The sequence below is a fragment of the Ruegeria sp. CDSB136 genome, assembly GCF_059610965.1.
In genome coordinates, this window is record NZ_JBXWOP010000020.1 from 1 (window position 1) to 16,858 (window position 16,858).

The 16,858-nt window shown below is 57.6% G+C and carries 14 protein-coding genes; 8 read left to right on the plus strand and 6 right to left on the minus strand.

Annotation, left to right across the window (positions count from 1 at the left end; genetic code table 11):
• The first annotated feature begins 316 nt into the window (after positions 1–316).
• The 8 genes from AC2FIR_RS19290 (at position 317) to AC2FIR_RS19325 (ending at position 8,804) form a co-directional block, all read left to right on the plus strand.
• Positions 317–1,417, plus strand: a complete 1,101-nt coding sequence (locus AC2FIR_RS19290) for an MHYT domain-containing protein (protein WP_170614565.1) — start codon at positions 317–319, stop codon at positions 1,415–1,417.
• Positions 1,418–1,557: 140 nt separating this feature from the next.
• On the plus strand, positions 1,558–2,391 hold the full coding sequence (locus tag AC2FIR_RS19295) for an FAD binding domain-containing protein (protein ID WP_170614566.1): 834 nt from the start codon (positions 1,558–1,560) through the stop codon (positions 2,389–2,391).
• A 13-nt stretch (positions 2,392–2,404) separates the two neighbouring features.
• On the plus strand, positions 2,405–2,899 hold the full coding sequence (locus AC2FIR_RS19300) for a (2Fe-2S)-binding protein (RefSeq protein ID WP_050605914.1): 495 nt from the start codon (positions 2,405–2,407) through the stop codon (positions 2,897–2,899).
• A complete protein-coding gene (locus tag AC2FIR_RS19305; RefSeq protein ID WP_170614567.1) occupies positions 2,896–5,313 on the plus strand; it encodes an aerobic carbon-monoxide dehydrogenase large subunit in 2,418 nt (805 codons plus the stop codon). The genes AC2FIR_RS19300 and AC2FIR_RS19305 overlap by 4 nt, the downstream gene beginning before the upstream one ends.
• 53 nt (positions 5,314–5,366) lie before the next feature.
• A complete protein-coding gene (locus AC2FIR_RS19310; RefSeq protein ID WP_170614568.1) occupies positions 5,367–6,233 on the plus strand; it encodes an AAA family ATPase in 867 nt (288 codons plus the stop codon).
• Positions 6,233–7,420, plus strand: a complete 1,188-nt coding sequence (locus tag AC2FIR_RS19315) for a vWA domain-containing protein (protein ID WP_170614675.1) — start codon at positions 6,233–6,235, stop codon at positions 7,418–7,420. The genes AC2FIR_RS19310 and AC2FIR_RS19315 overlap by 1 nt, the downstream gene beginning before the upstream one ends.
• A 12-nt stretch (positions 7,421–7,432) precedes the next feature.
• Positions 7,433–8,245 carry an XdhC family protein gene (locus tag AC2FIR_RS19320; RefSeq protein ID WP_496762909.1) on the plus strand — a complete coding sequence of 271 codons (813 nt, stop codon included), beginning with the start codon at positions 7,433–7,435 and terminating at the stop codon, positions 8,243–8,245.
• Positions 8,246–8,351: 106 nt separating this feature from the next.
• Complete coding sequence (locus tag AC2FIR_RS19325) at positions 8,352–8,804, plus strand: SRPBCC family protein (RefSeq protein WP_170614570.1); 453 nt, start codon at positions 8,352–8,354, stop codon at positions 8,802–8,804.
• A 146-nt stretch (positions 8,805–8,950) separates the two neighbouring features.
• Here the strand turns inward: AC2FIR_RS19325 and AC2FIR_RS19330 are convergent, their stop codons facing one another.
• The 6 genes from AC2FIR_RS19330 to AC2FIR_RS19355 all read right to left on the minus strand — a co-directional run bounded on the left by AC2FIR_RS19330 (position 8,951) and on the right by AC2FIR_RS19355 (position 16,856).
• Positions 8,951–10,840: an amidohydrolase gene (locus AC2FIR_RS19330; protein WP_496744364.1), complete on the minus strand. Its 1,890-nt coding sequence runs from the start codon at positions 10,838–10,840 to the stop codon at positions 8,951–8,953.
• Positions 10,841–10,916: 76 nt separating this feature from the next.
• Positions 10,917–12,311 carry an alpha/beta fold hydrolase gene (locus tag AC2FIR_RS19335; RefSeq protein WP_496762911.1) on the minus strand — a complete coding sequence of 465 codons (1,395 nt, stop codon included), beginning with the start codon at positions 12,309–12,311 and terminating at the stop codon, positions 10,917–10,919.
• Between the two features lie 168 nt (positions 12,312–12,479).
• Positions 12,480–12,845, minus strand: a complete 366-nt coding sequence (locus AC2FIR_RS19340; protein WP_496762913.1) for a cupin domain-containing protein — start codon at positions 12,843–12,845, stop codon at positions 12,480–12,482.
• Between the two features lie 57 nt (positions 12,846–12,902).
• Positions 12,903–14,435 carry a phospholipase D family protein gene (locus tag AC2FIR_RS19345; RefSeq protein ID WP_496762915.1) on the minus strand — a complete coding sequence of 511 codons (1,533 nt, stop codon included), beginning with the start codon at positions 14,433–14,435 and terminating at the stop codon, positions 12,903–12,905.
• 232 nt (positions 14,436–14,667) lie between these two features.
• The gene (locus AC2FIR_RS19350; RefSeq protein WP_496762917.1) at positions 14,668–15,783 is read right to left on the minus strand and encodes a Gfo/Idh/MocA family protein; all 1,116 of its coding nucleotides are present in this window, start codon (positions 15,781–15,783) and stop codon (positions 14,668–14,670) included.
• Positions 15,780–16,856 carry a Gfo/Idh/MocA family protein gene (locus tag AC2FIR_RS19355; protein ID WP_496744373.1) on the minus strand — a complete coding sequence of 359 codons (1,077 nt, stop codon included), beginning with the start codon at positions 16,854–16,856 and terminating at the stop codon, positions 15,780–15,782. Before AC2FIR_RS19355 ends, AC2FIR_RS19350 begins: the two co-directional genes overlap by 4 nt.
• Between the last annotated feature and the right edge of the window lie 2 nt (positions 16,857–16,858).

Below are 16,858 nucleotides of genomic sequence, written 5' to 3' on the forward strand. Positions count from 1 at the left end.
CACCAACACCATGATTTATATCGGAAATAACACGATCACGACAGCGGAAACAGCGACTTACTTGGGGAATGTGGGCTCCAGTGACTTTAGATTTGATATGGTGCTTTGTTTGTGAAGTTCTGAAAAGTGAGGTGCCATTAATGGTGGTCGCAAAACGTCGAAATAACCGGCCAGCACGAAACAGAGTGTTTTCGCTGAATTCCGCCTTAGTCACAGATTCCAGAAAGATTTAACTGATGGATCATACGAGCCGATTGTGCCAATAAAACAGGTTTGTTAACGTCGTCCCCGCGCCAGGGAGGGCGCATGTACCTACATGTTGGACTATTCGCATAACGGCTGGCTTGTGGCGGCATCGCTTGCCGTGGCATTGATGGCCGGTTTTACCGGGCTCTATCTGACGCATGGAGCCTCAAAGCTGAACGACCAAAGACGCAAGTTCATCGTCGCTCTGGCTGCGATCATACTGGGTGGCGGCATCTGGTCCATGCATTTCGTCGCAATGCTGGGTTTGCAACTGCCAATTCTGTTTTATTACGACGCGCTGATCACATTGATTTCAGCTTTGGTGGCAATTCTGATGGTCGGTCTGGCCCTGCTGCTTTTGCATTTCCGTCCCCGGACAGTGCAAACAATGATCGGCGCCGGTGTCATCGTCGGCCTTGGAATTGTGGTAATGCATTACGTGGGCATGTCAGGGATGCAGCTTTGCCGCCCAGTCTACAATGCTTGGGATGTGGCAATTGCAACGCTTGCGTCGGTTGTGCTCTCCGTTGCCGCCATTTGGGTTGCGTACGACAATCGAACCCAGCGCAATATCCTGCTGGGCACGGCCTGTTTTGGCCTGGCTGTATTCACGATGCACTTCGTGGCAACCGGCCTGACCGACTTTGTCGCGACGGACAACGCAGGCGGAGCCGGACCGGCCCTGAACAATCAGGTCCTGGCGATGGGTGTGACTGTTTCGGTGTTTCTGATTTGTGGTGCCTTTCTGCTGACCGGCATTTCGTTTGTCGGCCCCGAGACGGCCACCGGCGCTGCGCCTTCTGTGGAACCCGAACCGGAACCGGCGCCGGTCGTACCGCGTGCAGGTGTTCCGTACGAGCGGGACGGCCAAACCTTCTTTGCCCAACCCGGAAAAATAGCCGCAATCCGGGCCGAGGGGCATTACACCGTGCTGTATATGGATGCCGATAAGCTTTTCTGCCCCTGGTCGATTACCGAGGCCGAAAGCCGGCTAAAACCAGATGGTTTCCTGCGGGCGCATCGTAGCTATCTTGTCAATCCCGAACATGTCTCAAGCTTTGAGAGGCACAAGGACAACGGCACCTGCTACTTCGACGGGGTTGACGCGTTGGCCAAGGTTCCGGTCAGCCGATCCCGCCTGACGGACATTCGCGAGGCGCTGGGCCTTTAGTCGCAACTCGTGCTGCTAATTCGCGTTTCGTGAAACAAGCTGCGCGCCCCGTTTCCACCCGCTGGAATGGCTGCCCCCAGTGTTCTTTCCTTCCCCGCAGGTCCCCCAAGGCATACCGCTCGGACCCAGGGAGGAAAAACATGATACCAGCCGGTTTTGAGTATCACCGGCCAGGCGACATCGCCTCGGCCATTGGCATCTTACAGGAACACGGAGATGAGGCGCGTGTGATCGCAGGCGGCCACAGCCTGATCCCGATGATGAAGCTTCGCATGGCCGAAATGGGCCATCTGGTTGATCTGCAGGCCATTGATGAACTGAAAGGCATCGAGATCGGGGCTGATACCGTCTCGCTGGGCGCGATGGTCACTCAGCATGAGTTGATCACGCATGACGGTCTGGCATCGGCCGTTCCCTTGATCCGCGAGGCCGCGTTGCAGATCGCTGATCCTCAGGTGCGTTATATGGGTACCGTTGGCGGCAACGTCGCAAACGGTGATCCGGGTAATGACATGCCCGGCCTGATGCAGTGTCTGAACGCGACGTTCGAACTGTCTGGTCCTGATGGCAACCGCAGCGTGGCAGCCCGCGATTTCTATGAGGCTGCCTATTTCACCGCGCGCGAGGATGAGGAAATCCTGACCCGGATTTCGATCCCGGTACCGGGTGCGGGCGTCGGACAGGCGTATGAAAAGCAGAAGCGCAAGATCGGCGATTACGCGACCGCTGCGGCCGCGGTGATGGTTGGCAACGGCCAGGCCTCGGTCGCTATGACCAATCTGGCGGATACGCCCATCTGGTCTGAGGCGGCCAGTAGAGCGTTGGCCGGCGGCGACGTCGACGGCTGCGTCGCAGCAATGCTCGAAGCGATTGATCCAGTGGCTGACAATCGCGGCCCCGTCGAATTCAAGAAACACGTGGCCGCCGTGATGCTGCGCCGCGCCATAGACCGTGCGCAAAGCCGCGCGGGCTGAGGGAGGAACACTTATGTCGAAAATGCACGTCAAACTCACCGTGAACGGCAAGCAGGTCGAAGGTCTGGCCGAGCCGCGCACGCTGCTGATCCACTTCCTGCGGGAAGATCTGAAAATCACCGGTCCTCATATCGGGTGCGAGACTAGTCATTGCGGTGCCTGCACCGTGGATATCGATGGCAAGTCCGTCAAATCCTGCACCACCTTTGTGGCGCAGGTGAACGGCGCCGATATCACCACTGTCGAAGGGTTGACCAATGACGATGGCAGCCTTGGTGTTCTGCAAGAGATGTTCCGGGAACATCACGGGCTGCAATGCGGATTCTGCACGCCGGGCATGATTACCCGCGCGCATCGCTTGCTGCAGGAAAACCCGAACCCGACTGAGGAAGAAATTCGATTCGGTATGGCTGGGAACCTGTGCCGTTGCACCGGGTATCAGAACATCGTCAAGGCGATCTCGGCCTCGGCTGACATGATGAACGCTCAGAAGGAGGCCGCGGAATGAACGATCAAACCATGACCCCCGAAGAACGCGCCGCCAATCTCAAAGGGATGGGCTGCGCCCGAAAGCGCGTCGAGGATGTGCGCTTTACCCAAGGCAAGGGCAACTACGTCGATGACATCAAGCTGGACGGGATGCTGTTCGGCGCATTCGTCCGTTCGCCTTACGCCCACGCCCGCGTTGTCAGTGTAAACAAAGACGCCGCGATGGCCGTGCCCGGTGTTGTTGCTGTGTTGACGGCCGAGGATCTGGCTCCGCTAGGCTTGCATTGGATGCCGACGCTGGCAGGTGACAAGCAGATGGTGTTGGCCGATGGCAAGGTTCTGTTCCAGGGCCAGGAAGTCGCTTATGTCGTCGCCGAAAACCGCTATATCGCGGCGGATGCGGCTGAGCTGGTCGAGGTTGACTACGAAGAACTGCCCGTTCTGACCGACCCGTTCGAGGCGCTGAAATCGGACGTTGTCCTACGTGAAGACCTTGCGGGTCAGACCGAGGGCGCACACGGACCGCGCAAGCATCACAACCACATCTTCACCTGGGAACAGGGCGACAAGGACGCGACCGAAGCCGTTCTGGGAGAGGCCGATGTCGTGGCCGAAGAAATGGTCTATTACCACCGCACCCATCCCTGTCCGTTGGAGACCTGCGGCTGTGTGGCGTCGATGGACAAGGTAAACGGCAAGCTGACGCTGTATGGCACCTTCCAGGCCCCCCACGCGATCCGAACCGTTGTGTCGCTGATCTCGGGTCTGGCCGAGCACAACATTCGCGTGATCAGCCCTGATATCGGTGGTGGCTTTGGCAACAAGGTTGGCGCTTATGCGGGCTATGTCTGCTCGGTCGTTGCCTCGATTGTCACCGGCCAGCCGGTAAAATGGGTCGAGAACCGGATGGAAAACCTGATGTCCACCGCCTTTGCCCGCGATTATTGGATGCAGGGCAAGATCGCTGCGACCAAGGATGGCAAGATCACTGGCCTGTGGTGTCACACCACGGCGGATCATGGCGGGTTCGACGCCTGCGCCGACCCGACCAAATTCCCGGCCGGTTTCATGAACATCTGCACCGGGTCGTATGACATCCCCACCGCTTATCTGGCTGTGGATGGTGTCTACACCAACAAGGCACCGGGTGGTGTCGCCTATCGCTGTTCGTTCCGGGTGACCGAGGCCGCCTATTTCATCGAACGGATGATCGAGGTTCTGGCCATCAAGCTGAACATGGACGCGGCTGAACTGCGCCGGATCAACTTTATCCGCAAAGATCAGTTCCCGTATCAATCGGCGCTGGGCTGGGAGTATGACTCGGGCGATTACCACACCGCTTGGGATAAGGCATTGAAGGCCGTGGGCTACGAAGACTTGCGCGCCGAACAGGCGCAGCGGATTGAGGACTTCAAATCGGGCAAGACCCGCAAGTTGTTGGGTATTGGGCTGACGCACTTCACTGAAATCGTAGGCGCGGGACCGGTGAAGAACTGCGATATTCTCGGGCTCGGCATGTTCGATTCCTGCGAAATTCGAATCCACCCGACTGGGTCGGCCATCGCGCGGTTGGGGACGATCAGTCAGGGTCAGGGCCATGCCACGACCTTTGCCCAGATCATCGCCAGTGAGATCGGCTTGCCTGCCGACGATATCACGCTGGAGGAAGGTGACACGGACACCGCGCCTTATGGACTTGGCACCTATGGCTCTCGATCCACGCCTGTGGCGGGTGCAGCGACGGCAATGGCTGCACGTAAAATCCGTGCCAAAGCGCAGATGATCGCCGCCTACCTGTTGGAAGTCCATGACGACGACGTTGAATGGGACGTGGATCGGTTCTCAGTCAAAGGCGCGCCCGAGCGGTTCAAGACCATGAAGGAAATCGCCTTTGCCGCCTACAATAAGGCGATCCCAGGACTGGAACCCGGTCTTGAGGCAGTCAGCTACTATGACCCGCCGAACATGACCTATCCGTTCGGAGCTTATATCTGCGTCATGGAGATCGACGTGGATACAGGCGAATGGGACGTTCGGCAATTCTATGCGCTGGACGATTGCGGCACCCGGATCAACCCGATGATCATCGAAGGTCAGGTCCACGGTGGCGTGACCGAGGCGCTGGCCATCGCGATGGGTCAGGAAATCGCCTATGATGAGATGGGCAATGTGAAGACCGGTACTCTGATGGACTTCTTCCTGCCCACGGCATGGGAGACGCCCAATTACACCACTGATCACACGGTGACGCCATCTCCGCATCACCCGATTGGTGCCAAGGGCGTGGGCGAGAGCCCCAATGTCGGCGGCGTGCCCGCGTTCTCGAACGCGGTGCATGATGCATTCCGCCCATTTGGCCTTGTTCAGAGCCATATGCCGCATGACCACTGGCGTATCTGGAAGATCGCCAACGGTCTGGGAATGCACGGCTAACAGGAAAAGCCGCCGCGCTACATCCCAACGCGGCGGCAATCCGGGAGAATGGCATGAGCTTGCAGGACATACAGCAAGGCCTCGCCGAGGTGGGCTATGTTGCCGACGACCGGTTGGCGATGGCACTGCATCTGGCGCAGACGCTTGGGCGTCCACTGCTGCTGGAAGGCCCGGCTGGGGTCGGCAAAACCGAGGTCGCCAAGGCGCTGGCAGCACAGCGCGCGGCGCGGTTGATACGGTTGCAGTGCTATGAAGGGCTGGATGCCAGCCACGCGATTTATGAGTGGAATTACCAGCGCCAGTTGCTGGCCATTCGTGCAAGCGAAGCACAGGGCGGAACCAGCGAGGCCCAGCTATTTACTGATGACTATCTGCTGAAGCGACCATTGCTGGAAGCAATCAGCGAAGAAGTGCCACCTGTTCTGCTGATCGATGAAATCGACCGCGCGGATGAGGAGTTTGAGGCCTATCTGCTGGAAATCTTATCCGACTTTCAGATCACCATTCCGGAACTCGGAACGATCAAGGCGCGTTCGCGGCCTATTGTGATCCTGACTGCGAATGGGACTCGGGACTTGTCGGACGCGCTGCGGCGTCGGTGCCTGTACAGCTTCCTCGATTACCCATCGCGTGAAACGGAAATGGCTATCCTGAAAGCCCGCATGCCCGAAGTCGAAGGGCTATTGGCGCGCCAGATTGTTGGCGTGGTGCAGGCGCTGCGCAAAGAAGACTTGGAGAAGACTCCCGGTATTGCCGAAATGTTGGACTGGGCGGCGGCCCTTTCGGGGCTGGGTGTAAATGACATGGCGCAATCCCGCGAAGAGGTTCAGGCGACGCTTGTCTGCCTTCTAAAAACTGCCGCCGACTATGACGCTGCCCCGCCCGAAGTGATGGATCGCCTGATAGGAAAGGTGGCGTGATGCAAGTCACCCGGTTCCCCACTCGCGCATCTGGTTTGGCGGATCGCATGTCCGGCTTCATCGCACATCTGCGTATGAACGGAATGCGTGTGGGACCGGCTGAAACGGGGGACGCATTGGCCGCGCTGGCGGCGGTTGAGGCAACGGATATCAGACAGGCCCAGCGGGCGCTTTGCGTGTTACTGGCCGGCGACGCCGACGATTGGCGGCGCTTCGATGACCTGTTCGAAGCCTATTGGTTCAATGCAGGAAAGCAGCGCGCGGGAACAGCCCAAACGGCGCATGTGCGGGTTCAATCCGCCAAGCCGATGATCTGGCAGCAGGAAAGCCAGGCTGCTCAGGAAACGGAAACCGGCACGGATCAGGCTACTGCGCCTGATCCCGGCGACGGGGAGGCCGTGGGGAGGAACGGGAAGCTGATTGCAACCCGTACGGCCAACCTGTCGCGTCAGGATTTGCGCGAGCTGATGGACGAAGACGCGCTGCGGCAAGCGGAACTGGCCGCAACTGCCATCGCGCGCGCCATCCGCGACCGCCGCTCGCGCCGGCGGAAACAAGCGCTGCGCGGCCCATCGCTTGATATGCGCCGGATCCAACGCGCCAGCCTTGCAAGGGGCGGAGAACCGATGGACCTGTATCGCCGCGCTCGTCCACCACGCCCGATGCGGATTGTGGCCTTGTGTGACGTAAGCGGTTCGATGACGGTTTATTCGCGGGTTTTTCTGGCCTTCCTCAAAGGTCTGATCGGCAGTGGCACAGAGGCGGACGCCTATCTCTTCCATACCCGTCTGATGCGCGTCACGGATGCGCTGCGCGACCACGACTCCTTGCGCGCGGCCGGGCGGCTGTCGTTGATGGCCGAAGGGTTTGGCGGCGGCACGGATATCTCGGGCAGTCTTGAGCATTTTCTGAATGGATACGGCGCGCGGTCTTTGAACGGGCGGACCATCGCGCTGATCTTGTCCGATGGGTATTGCAGTTCCGACCCGCAGGCGCTGGGCGATGCGCTGGCGCGCATCCGACGTAAAGCGCGGCGGATCGTATGGCTGAACCCCTTGAAAGGCTGGCGTGACTATCAGCCGATTGCTGCCGCGATGCAGGCGGCGGAACCCTATCTGGATGCACATTTGCCAGCCAACACGCTGGAAGCGCTGGCGGCGTTGGAACCGCAGTTTCGTAAGCTGTGAAAGGAGTCTGAATTGGCTAACTTCGACATATTCGACACGATTGAACAGCTGCGCAAAACCGGTGAGGCCTTTTGTGTGGCAACGGTCCTGCGCACGGCGGATGCAACGTCCGCAAAGGCCGGAGGAAAAGCTGCGATCACCAAAGACGGACGCCTTCTTGGACATCTCGGAGGGGCTTGCGTGCAGCGCGCCGTCCGAACCTCGGCCCGGACGGCGCTGACCACCGGTGAGCCGCAGATGATCCGTGTCAAACCTTCGAACAAGGTGGTGAGCATGACAGATCCCGACGGAGTGCAGACCTTCAAAAGCGGCTGCCCCTCGGGCGGCACTGTCGATCTGTTGGTCGAGCCGTATCAGCACACCCCGCGTCTGGTGATCTTTGGGACGTCTCCGATTGCCACAGCGCTGGCAGCGCATGGGGCGCTGGCCGGCTTTCGCATCTGCGTTGGTGACGAGGCAGAAACAGACGGCGACTACGATAGGTTTACGCTGGAAACCATCGACCATTTGGACATCGAATCGCAGGATTTCGTTGTTGTTGCCTCGCAGGGTCGCGGAGACGCTGACGCCCTGAAAGCGGCGCTGCAAACCGAGGCGGCCCATGTCTCCATGGTGGCCAGCCGCCGAAAGGCTGATGCGCTTACGGCAAAACTCATCGCTCAAGGTTTGGCGCCGGAGCGCGCGGCGCAGCTCAAATCCCCGGCCGGGCTGGATATCCATGCGATCGATCCGCATGAAATCGCCCTGTCGATCCTGGCCGAGATCGTGCTGTGGCGAAACACGAACAAATCCAGAGAGGCATCTGATGATGAAAAACGTGCTTAATCGCCTGCGGCGTTTGTGGCTGGTGCGCCCGGACGTAACGCCGGAAGAGGCTACCGAGACCGCACTTCTGGTCTATCCAAGATGTTGTTGAACAAAGGAAACATGAATGGAACTCAGTGACGAAATCCACATTGCCACCCCGCGCGACGTCGTTTACCGCGCTTTGAACGATCCGGATGTCCTGCGCGAGTGCATTCCCGGCTGCGAGGAGTTGATCCAGCATTCGCCAGAGCACCTTGAGGCCAAGGTTGTCCTCAAGATCGGCCCGGTCAAAGCGCGGTTCTCGGGTGAGGTGACGCTGAATACTTCAAATGCACCTGAAGGTTTTTCCCTGACCGGGGAAGGCAAAGGCGGCGCGGCCGGGTTTGCCAAAGGTGGTGCCGACGTAACGCTTACCTCAAATGGGGATGAGACCATTCTTGCATACACCGCTAAAGTTGAAGTCGGCGGAAAGATTGCGCAATTGGGTAGTCGATTGATTGCTGGCACCGCGAAAAAGCTCTCGGGCAAGTTCTTTACGCGTTTTGGCGAGATCGTCTCGGAGCAATCGGTTTCTTAGAACCAGTATCAGTAGAACTTGGGATTGAGTGGCTGGGAATTGATCATCGTTCAGAGGTGACAAAACCCAGCTCATTTGCGTGCCCATTTGGCCTAACCCTGCCTTAATGCGACCGGTTCGAGTTGTCCTGCAGTGCGATTCAAACTTCAAAGATGCGCGTGAACAACGGAAAGGGCGTGGGTTAACGCCCTCTCGGCGAAATCTATATTGCCTGTGAAGTCGCTGCCCTTTCGGCTTGCGTCTTCCTGCAAGTTTTCTCCGACTTTCTGAATGCGTCCCTCCGCAATCGTGCCCCAAACCGCGATATCCTTGATCTTCATCGGGTCGACGGTCAGGGGGTTCTCTGCCAAAATCGTGAAGTTGGCGAGCTTGCCCGGTTTGATGCTGCCCCGTTCTTCTTCAAGGCGGTGAGAATACGCCGCATTGATCGTGACCCCGCGCAGGGCCTGTTCGGCAGAGATCTTTTGGTCGCTGCCGGCTACGCGACCGGAACTCGTGACCCGGTTTACCGCGCACCACATCAGGAACAGCGGGTCGCCCGGTGCCATGGGCATGTCAGAGTGCAACGACCACGAGATACCCGATTTGTCCAGATCGCCCAGCCGCACCATCTGGTCCGCGCGCTCGGGTCCCAGGCCGGTTTCGCTGTAGCGATCTGATAGCGCGGTGACGTAGTAAGGATTAGCGCTGACGATCGCGCCGAGGCGTTTGATACGCTCGACCTGGTCGGGTGCGCTGACGGCGAAGTGGACAATCACCGTACGATGATCAAAACGCGGGTTGCGCAATAGGTTATCTTCCAGCGTGTTCAGAACACGGTCGAGACCGGCATCGCCGTTGACGTGCACATGCACCTGATAACCGGCGTCCCAATAGATCCGGAAAGCACGTTCGAAAGCATCCTGATCCATCATCCATTCACCGTGATAGTCACCGATGGCGGGGTCGCGAAGTTGGATTGCGAGGGAATATATGGCGCCGTCAGAGAACAGTTTTACGCTGCCCTTTGCCATGCTGGTCATGCCGCCGTACCAGTCGACCAAAGCCTCGGTTTGGCGGATCACGTCGGTATCCTGATCGTAAGTAGCAACCAGGCTTTTGCCATCGGGAATGAACGTCCATCGGAAGGGCATCGATGGCGCCGACATCACCGCATTGACCGCATCCTGAATGGGCTTTGCAAGAATACCGCCCGGTTCGTTTCCGAAGGTCACACCCTTGGCGTGCATATAGTCGCGCATGGTCAGCAGGCCGGAACGGAACTTTTCAGGGTTTGCGACCATCGGCGCTATACTCGGCAAAACGGCAAACAAACCCTGTTCCCAGAAGTGACCATCTTCGAAACTGGATTGCGATTTTTCTGTCTCTGACCAGCTGGCGATCAGGTCTTCGGTGACGCCCGCGGCGTTCATCGCGGCTGTATTCAGGATGAACTCATGGCAGGATCTGGCCCACGCGAATATCGGCCGCTCGGTGCTGATCGTGTCGAGGTCGGCACGGGTCAGAGGGCCATAGAACGCGGCATGATACCCCCAGGTGAGCAGCGGTTCAGCCGGATCATCCAGCCGGGTCTCGGCTGCCGCAAGGCGCGTCATGAAGTCATCCTTATCTTTCAGGGCAATCGCGGTGCCGTCGGGCAGTTCCCAATCCTCGATGGACAGGATCAGGGAAGACATTGTCAATCCTGCCAGGATCGGATGGTCGTGCTGCGCAATGAAACCGGGAACGATAACGTGGTCGTCGAATGTTGTGTCCAGATCGTACGGTTTATCTCCAAGGATGCCCTTGACCTCGTCCAGCGTTCCGGTTGCAAGGATCCGATCATTTATCACCGCAACGGCCTGAGCTGACGGTTGATCGGGGTCGAGCGTCACGATCTCGCGCGCGGTGAAAATCGTGGCGGTCTCCAAACCCAACATCGCACCGCCAACGTCCGAGAGAGAGGTCGCCTGAGCCATTGCCTGTCCGGCCAAAGCCAGGGCAGTTGAGTTGATCAGGGCGAATTTTAGGAAACGCCTTCTGGAAATATCAGTCATTACGTTCTCCGGAAATCACGTTACTTAGGAAACAGCGGGTACAAATAACGTCAGCATCCATTTAAGCGTAAGGTACTCAAAAATCACCATGTTCTTTCAGAAACGGTTCGATTTCCTGAAAGAACTCATCGAACCCCGGATGGCCGCGTATCATGCAATGGTTGGCGCCGGGCAGTTCAACGAACTCAGCCGTCGGGATTTCCCGGGCTGTCTCACGGCCTTCACTGATGGGTGCCGCCATGTCGCCTTGGGCATGCAACACCAAAGTCGGAACACTCACGCGCTGCGCATCCGCGCGTACGTCCATGTAGCTGTTCATTTCCATGATCCGCAAGGCCGTTTCCGGGCTGGCGGAGATGCGTTGCATTTCGTCGAAACTTGCCCCTTCTTCCGGTGTGGCATCCGGCATGTAGCAAGACGAGAAGAAATGGCGGTACACCGGGTTGGGGGAGCCCCAGCCGGCCGATACCATGGCGCGAGATGCTTGATAAAACTGTTCGGCTTCGGCGTCCCCGCGCATCATGCGCCCGCGCAAATAGCCCCCCAGCAGGATAAGAAATTTCACACGCTCGGGGTGTCTTGCCGCAAATCGAATTGAAAATGCAGACCCCTGACTGATGCCGAACAGGCCAAAACGATCCAGCCCGGCCGCATCGGCCACGGCAATCATGTCGTCGATCATACAATCTTCTGAAATGTCCTCAACTTCCCAGTCTGAAAGCCCGTTTCCCCGTTGGTCGAACCGGACCAATCGACAGAGTTTGGACATCTCGGACAGGAAATCCCCCCAGACCGGGCTGGTCCACTCATACTCGATGTGATTAAGCCAATTCGGGGCTTTCAGCACAGGTGTACCTTCTCCGGTCGAGGCCCAGGCAAGATTTACGCCATCTGCCGATTTGCAGAACTTCACGCGCTGTTGCAGTGAAATCTCAGGAGCCGCACGCACGGGCGCCGCCTGAGGGGACCATTGCCAGACACGAATGGGCCGAGTGATGTTCTTGACGCGTTGGCCGCCCATGTCGCGAAATGGCGCGTCGACCCGGTCCTGAATCGCCTGATGCACGATATCCGAAACGCACACGCCGCCGGGTTCTGCCAATCCTTCAAGCCGTGCGGCGACATTCACCCCATCTCCGAAGATGTCGCCGTCGTCGAAAATGACATCGCCCAGATTGATGCCGACGCGAAATCGAATTCTCTTGTCGTCCTCCAGTTCGGTTTCCCGAAGGCTCATCGCTTGTTGAATGCTGACGGCGCATTGAACCGCGTCCTGAACGGATTCAAATGAGGCCAGCATGCCGTCTCCGGTCGTTTTGATGATGCTTCCTCGGCGCCGGGTTATTTCCGGATCGATCAATTCGCGCCGGTGTTTCTTTTGACGTGACAGAACACCCAACTCGTCCACTTCCATCAAGCGCGAGTACCCGACCATATCGGCCGCCATAATGGCTGAGAGGCGTTGTTCCATGGCAATCCCCCCTCTGCGCCAGCGGTGGTTCAATCGCTGTCAATCAGGTGCCGGCGCGAAACAATGACCCCAGTATAGCCGGAAATCTTCAGACCGTAACGGTGCTCTCCATTGTAGGCTGAATGTGGAGCTCGCGAAGGTTTGAAGAGATCGTGGAATTTTCCGACTTCACTCGAACTGAATAATGACCGCCTCAAAATCCTCGAAGCATGTGACTTTGGTATGATGACCGCGTCCGAACTTGTCTGCCATGTGCCAAACGTCCCCCGGTCCTATATCTCGAAAGTTGCCATCGCTTGCGGTGACGCGGATCGTTCCGGCAAGGCACACCAGCCTTTGCACCACTGGCGTCAGGTGGATCGGTTCGTTCCAACCTGATCGAAGTCTCAGGAACATGGTCTGTTTGACATGCTCCGGCTCGGAGACCTCAATTGCCTTTGCTGGTGGCGCAAAGCTTCGCTCTGCCAGCGGAACTTCGATCTCGGACCAACGGCTTTCGCCTGCGGCGTCGGCATACAGGTTGTAGTACTTCACGATCAAAACCCTTCCGGAGATTTGCCAAAGCCAGGCTGATTGTCAAAATCATCAACCCTAAAGCTGTGAACCAATTGGCAAGATGCTCAAAAAGCCGGCGACGATGTGATCCCATGCCGTACCTGTCGGCTCGGAGTCATATTCCAGGATCGTGCCATCCTCGTTCCGGGTCCGCCACTTAAGTTGGCCTGCACGCTCCAACGTCACGTGATAGGTGTAGGCTGGCAGCGCTTGGTCCAAGGCAGCCATGGTTTGACTGGCCAAAGCGGGCGAATCCATCAGAATCCCCATTTCGGTATTGATGTGGACCGAACGCGGGTCCCAGTTGAACGACCCGACGAACAGATATCGGTCATCCACCGCGAAAGCCTTGGAATGGAGGCCGGATCGGGATTGCGCCCAATTGATGCCTCGACGTTGGACTTGGTAGGCATCGGGCCTCAGTTCATACAGGTCGACCCCGCCGCGCAGCATTGCCCGACGTTTCTTGGCGTAGTGGGCGTAGACCGGAGCGACGTCGTTCGAGGCCAATGAGTTGGTGACAACTTTGACTTCGACCCCGCGGTTTTCCAGTTCGGTCATCCATCTCACGCCATTGTTGCGCGGTACAAAATAGGCCGAGATAATGTTCACTTCGCTTTTGGCATTTTCGAAGTAGGGCAGGAGTTGGGATGCGAGAATTGGATCCGAGTTTTCCAGGCCCGCGGCCTTAGAAGGCGGATCCGCATACAATCGGGCAGGAAGCCAATCCAGTGACAGCGCGCCGTCTGCAAAATTCTCTTCGGCTGATCGTCGCAGGGCGGCGCCGTATTGCGTTTGCTTCGCCTCTTCCACGAGCGCGTTGAGCCTGCCTCGCGCATCGCTCAGGCTGAAGGCCTCTGGTTCACCGACGACCACGCGAGCAGGGACGGCAAATTCGCTGTTCCAGTATGCGTCAAAGCTTTTGGAGACTTCTTTTACAACGGGACCTGCGGCCAGAACGTCCAGATCGGCGTAGTTCATCTCTTTACGGGCCAGAAAGTACTCGGCTCCGATGTTTCGCCCACCGACAATCGTGAGCACGTTGTCGGCAGTCATGGATTTGTTGTGCATTCGTCGATTGATGCGTTTGAAATCAGTCAGCCCCGCAACCAGCAGGCTTTGATCGCGCCAGAACGGATTGAACAGCCGGATTTCGATGTTGTCGTGGTAATCAAGCGCAGCGGTCATCGCGTCGTAGCCGGATGTATCCATGTCATCCAACAGCAACCGGACACGCACCCCCCGATCTGCCGCTTGTAAAAGACTGGCCGCAAAGAGATGCCCGGTCGGATCGTTGTGCAAAAGATAGTATTGGGCGTCGATCGTTTGCTCTGCCGCTGCGGCCATCAATAGCCGTGAGACCAGAGCTTCTTCGCCGTCGCTGATCAGCTTTACACCCGAACGACCGTCTTTTGGGTCTCCGAGGCGGTTGACGGTTTGCGCAAGATTGCTGCCCGAGCTTGCAGGAACAGCACTTGATACCGTCTTTTCATATGTACGAACTCGGGGAGAGCAAGCAACAAGGCCCAACGTGCAAACGACACAAACCACGATAGCCCATGGTTTCATAGTCTTCCTCCAACCATCCGTTCCCAAGTGACTACGCATCAGGGCGCGAATGCAAGTTTCTTCTTTGCAGCGTCTGGTTGTTTCGCATCTGTCCTCGGGCGGTGTGTGGTAGGGATCGCAGTATGGCGACCATTCAAAGCCACCTATTTGCGGGTTGGACTAGGAGGCGAGACTGGTCAGAGGATATTGGCAAAGGCCTGAATTCGTACCCGTTTTGCCTGAAAATACCCGTTCAGGCGTCGACTGTTCTGATGCTTCCGATCTCGATTTCTCGGTTTTGTTTGGACGAGGTAATTGCCGCAAAAACGATGGCCAACGACTTTAGGTTGTTCTTTGCGGATACCGAGGGCTCTCGGTCCTCTTCTATCGCACAAAGAAGCTCGCCCATGGTTCCGCGAAACCCGTCGTTGAACCATTGTCCCTTGAGCGCTGGGCGCGCGATGCCCTGCGCTGTCTCAAGCGTCACAGATTGCGATGAAAGATCCGGTCCCCTTGATGTAAGGCTTCCGTTTGTGCCAGCCACATATGTTGTGTCACGCGGGCCAAAAGGAACGCCCCCGTCAAAAATCAGGCTTGCTTGGCCTTGGTCCAAACGCACCAGCGCCTGTGACATCAAAGGGACCTTGTTGGCCTGGCCACGTGCCGGTGTCGCGGTTGCAAAGACGCTTTCCGCCCTGTCGCCAACAAGAGACGCAAGAAAGTCGAACCAATGCACACCAAAATCATAAAGGATCAGGTGCTCCATTTCGTCAAACGGCGTACCTGCGGTCCAGCCGTGATCCCAGTGAATTGAAACATGTGCAGACAGAACGTCGCCGATCAACCCAGCTGAAACCGCCTCGCGCATCCAGGACAGGTGCGGAGCCCAGCGACCATTTTGGTTTACCGCGAGTTTAACACCCTGATCATCTGCCAAGTTCACAAGGTAATTGCCCAGATCGAGGTCGGTAACAAACGGCTTCTGGCTGAGCACGTGTTTGCCCGCCTTCAAAGCAGCCTTGACGATTGGCACGCGGTGTTCCGGATGAAGTGTGACGTCGACAACGTCGATTTCATTGTCGGAAAGAAGCGCCTGCCAATCATCTTCGATGCGGGCTGACGGGCAGTATTCAGCGGCCTTTTCTTCGGCTTTCGCGCGCGTCCGGTTCCAGATTGCGGCAATGTCCCAGCCGGCCGTTCGGTAGGCATCCAGATGGCTTACGGAAATTCCGCCCGTACCAATTATTCCGATCCTGGGCCTGTATTTTTGAGGCGCCGGTGGAGAATACGGCAAGTCCGGGGCAGGGACTTCGGGCAACTGGGCTGACTTTAAGGCATACTGGTCGGTTTTGGCACTGTCCTCGCTCATGACAGCAACCTGAGAGTTTGTTTTTCGCGCGCTGAACGGAGTGCGGTATCAACGATCCGCTGTGCTGTCAGACACAGGGCCGGATCAAGCGGCCCTTCGACCCGGGTTCCATTGGACAAGCAGCCAAGGACGTATTCGATGGCATTTCGTTCGCCAGCAGCCAACGGGGTCACCGGTATCTCGTGCCGTTCGGGTTTTGCGCGGGTCTGAACCGTTATGTGGCTGGCATAGTCGGGCGACGAAATGGTGCCGTCGGTGCCGACAAAAACAAACCCGCAAGTGGGTTGCGGCTGCGTTGTCCAAGGATCGGTGAACGTACCCCAGCGCGTTTCCATCTTCGACAGGCCTGTTTCGTAACGGCACACGGCGATTGCATGCTGATCGACCTCGATACCTGGTGTTTCGTCAACCGTGCATGTGACCTCGATCGGTGCACGGCCGCCCATGAACCAGGTTCCAAGCGTCGCGCCGTATCCCAGGTAATCAAGCAGCGAACCGCCGCCTGATGACCGTTTGTACCACCAGGAGTCCGGCTTTTGACGCTCGACTTCCTCGGGGGTTACTTCGACCTTGTCGGCCAGATGGTACAACGGTCCGCGATTTCCGTCATAGAAATGAACCTCACACAAATCGCCGATCATGCCTTCGTCGATCAACCGCTTGGCCGTCACGTGGCTTTCGACCCATCGCAAGGGCCAGTTGATGACCAGCTGATTTCCGGTTTCGTTCATTGCCGTCATCATCCGGCGGGCATCGTCAACAGATGCGGCAAAGGGTTTTTCGACAAAAACATGCATGTCATGAGGAGCCAGCCGTTCCGTGTAGTCCGCATGTTGCGCTGTCGCCACGCATAGAATGGCCATATCGTAAGGACCCGCCGTCATACATGCGTCGAAATCCGTAAATACCCGATCATCGGGAATATCGAATGCCTTCGCTCCCGCCTGCATTTTGTCCTGATCCGGATCGAAGATCGCGGCGATTTCGGCGTCAGGATGCTCGTGCACCATCCGAAGCAAATCACCCATATGCATGTGATCGAAACTGACGCCGACGATCCGGAATTTTGCCATTG

Coding starts and splice junctions, on each gene's coding strand:
- AC2FIR_RS19355 (WP_496744373.1), bottom strand. CDS start 16,856: ATGGCAAAATTCCGGATCGTCGGCGTCAGTTTCGATCACATGCATATG.
- AC2FIR_RS19350 (WP_496762917.1), bottom strand. CDS start 15,783: ATGAGCGAGGACAGTGCCAAAACCGACCAGTATGCCTTAAAGTCAGCC.
- AC2FIR_RS19310 (WP_170614568.1), top strand. CDS start 5,367: ATGAGCTTGCAGGACATACAGCAAGGCCTCGCCGAGGTGGGCTATGTT.
- AC2FIR_RS19300 (WP_050605914.1), top strand. CDS start 2,405: ATGTCGAAAATGCACGTCAAACTCACCGTGAACGGCAAGCAGGTCGAA.
- AC2FIR_RS19345 (WP_496762915.1), bottom strand. CDS start 14,435: ATGAAACCATGGGCTATCGTGGTTTGTGTCGTTTGCACGTTGGGCCTT.
- AC2FIR_RS19305 (WP_170614567.1), top strand. CDS start 2,896: ATGAACGATCAAACCATGACCCCCGAAGAACGCGCCGCCAATCTCAAA.
- AC2FIR_RS19290 (WP_170614565.1), top strand. CDS start 317: ATGTTGGACTATTCGCATAACGGCTGGCTTGTGGCGGCATCGCTTGCC.
- AC2FIR_RS19315 (WP_170614675.1), top strand. CDS start 6,233: ATGCAAGTCACCCGGTTCCCCACTCGCGCATCTGGTTTGGCGGATCGC.
- AC2FIR_RS19330 (WP_496744364.1), bottom strand. CDS start 10,840: ATGACTGATATTTCCAGAAGGCGTTTCCTAAAATTCGCCCTGATCAAC.
- AC2FIR_RS19295 (WP_170614566.1), top strand. CDS start 1,558: ATGATACCAGCCGGTTTTGAGTATCACCGGCCAGGCGACATCGCCTCG.
- AC2FIR_RS19335 (WP_496762911.1), bottom strand. CDS start 12,311: ATGGAACAACGCCTCTCAGCCATTATGGCGGCCGATATGGTCGGGTAC.
- AC2FIR_RS19325 (WP_170614570.1), top strand. CDS start 8,352: ATGGAACTCAGTGACGAAATCCACATTGCCACCCCGCGCGACGTCGTT.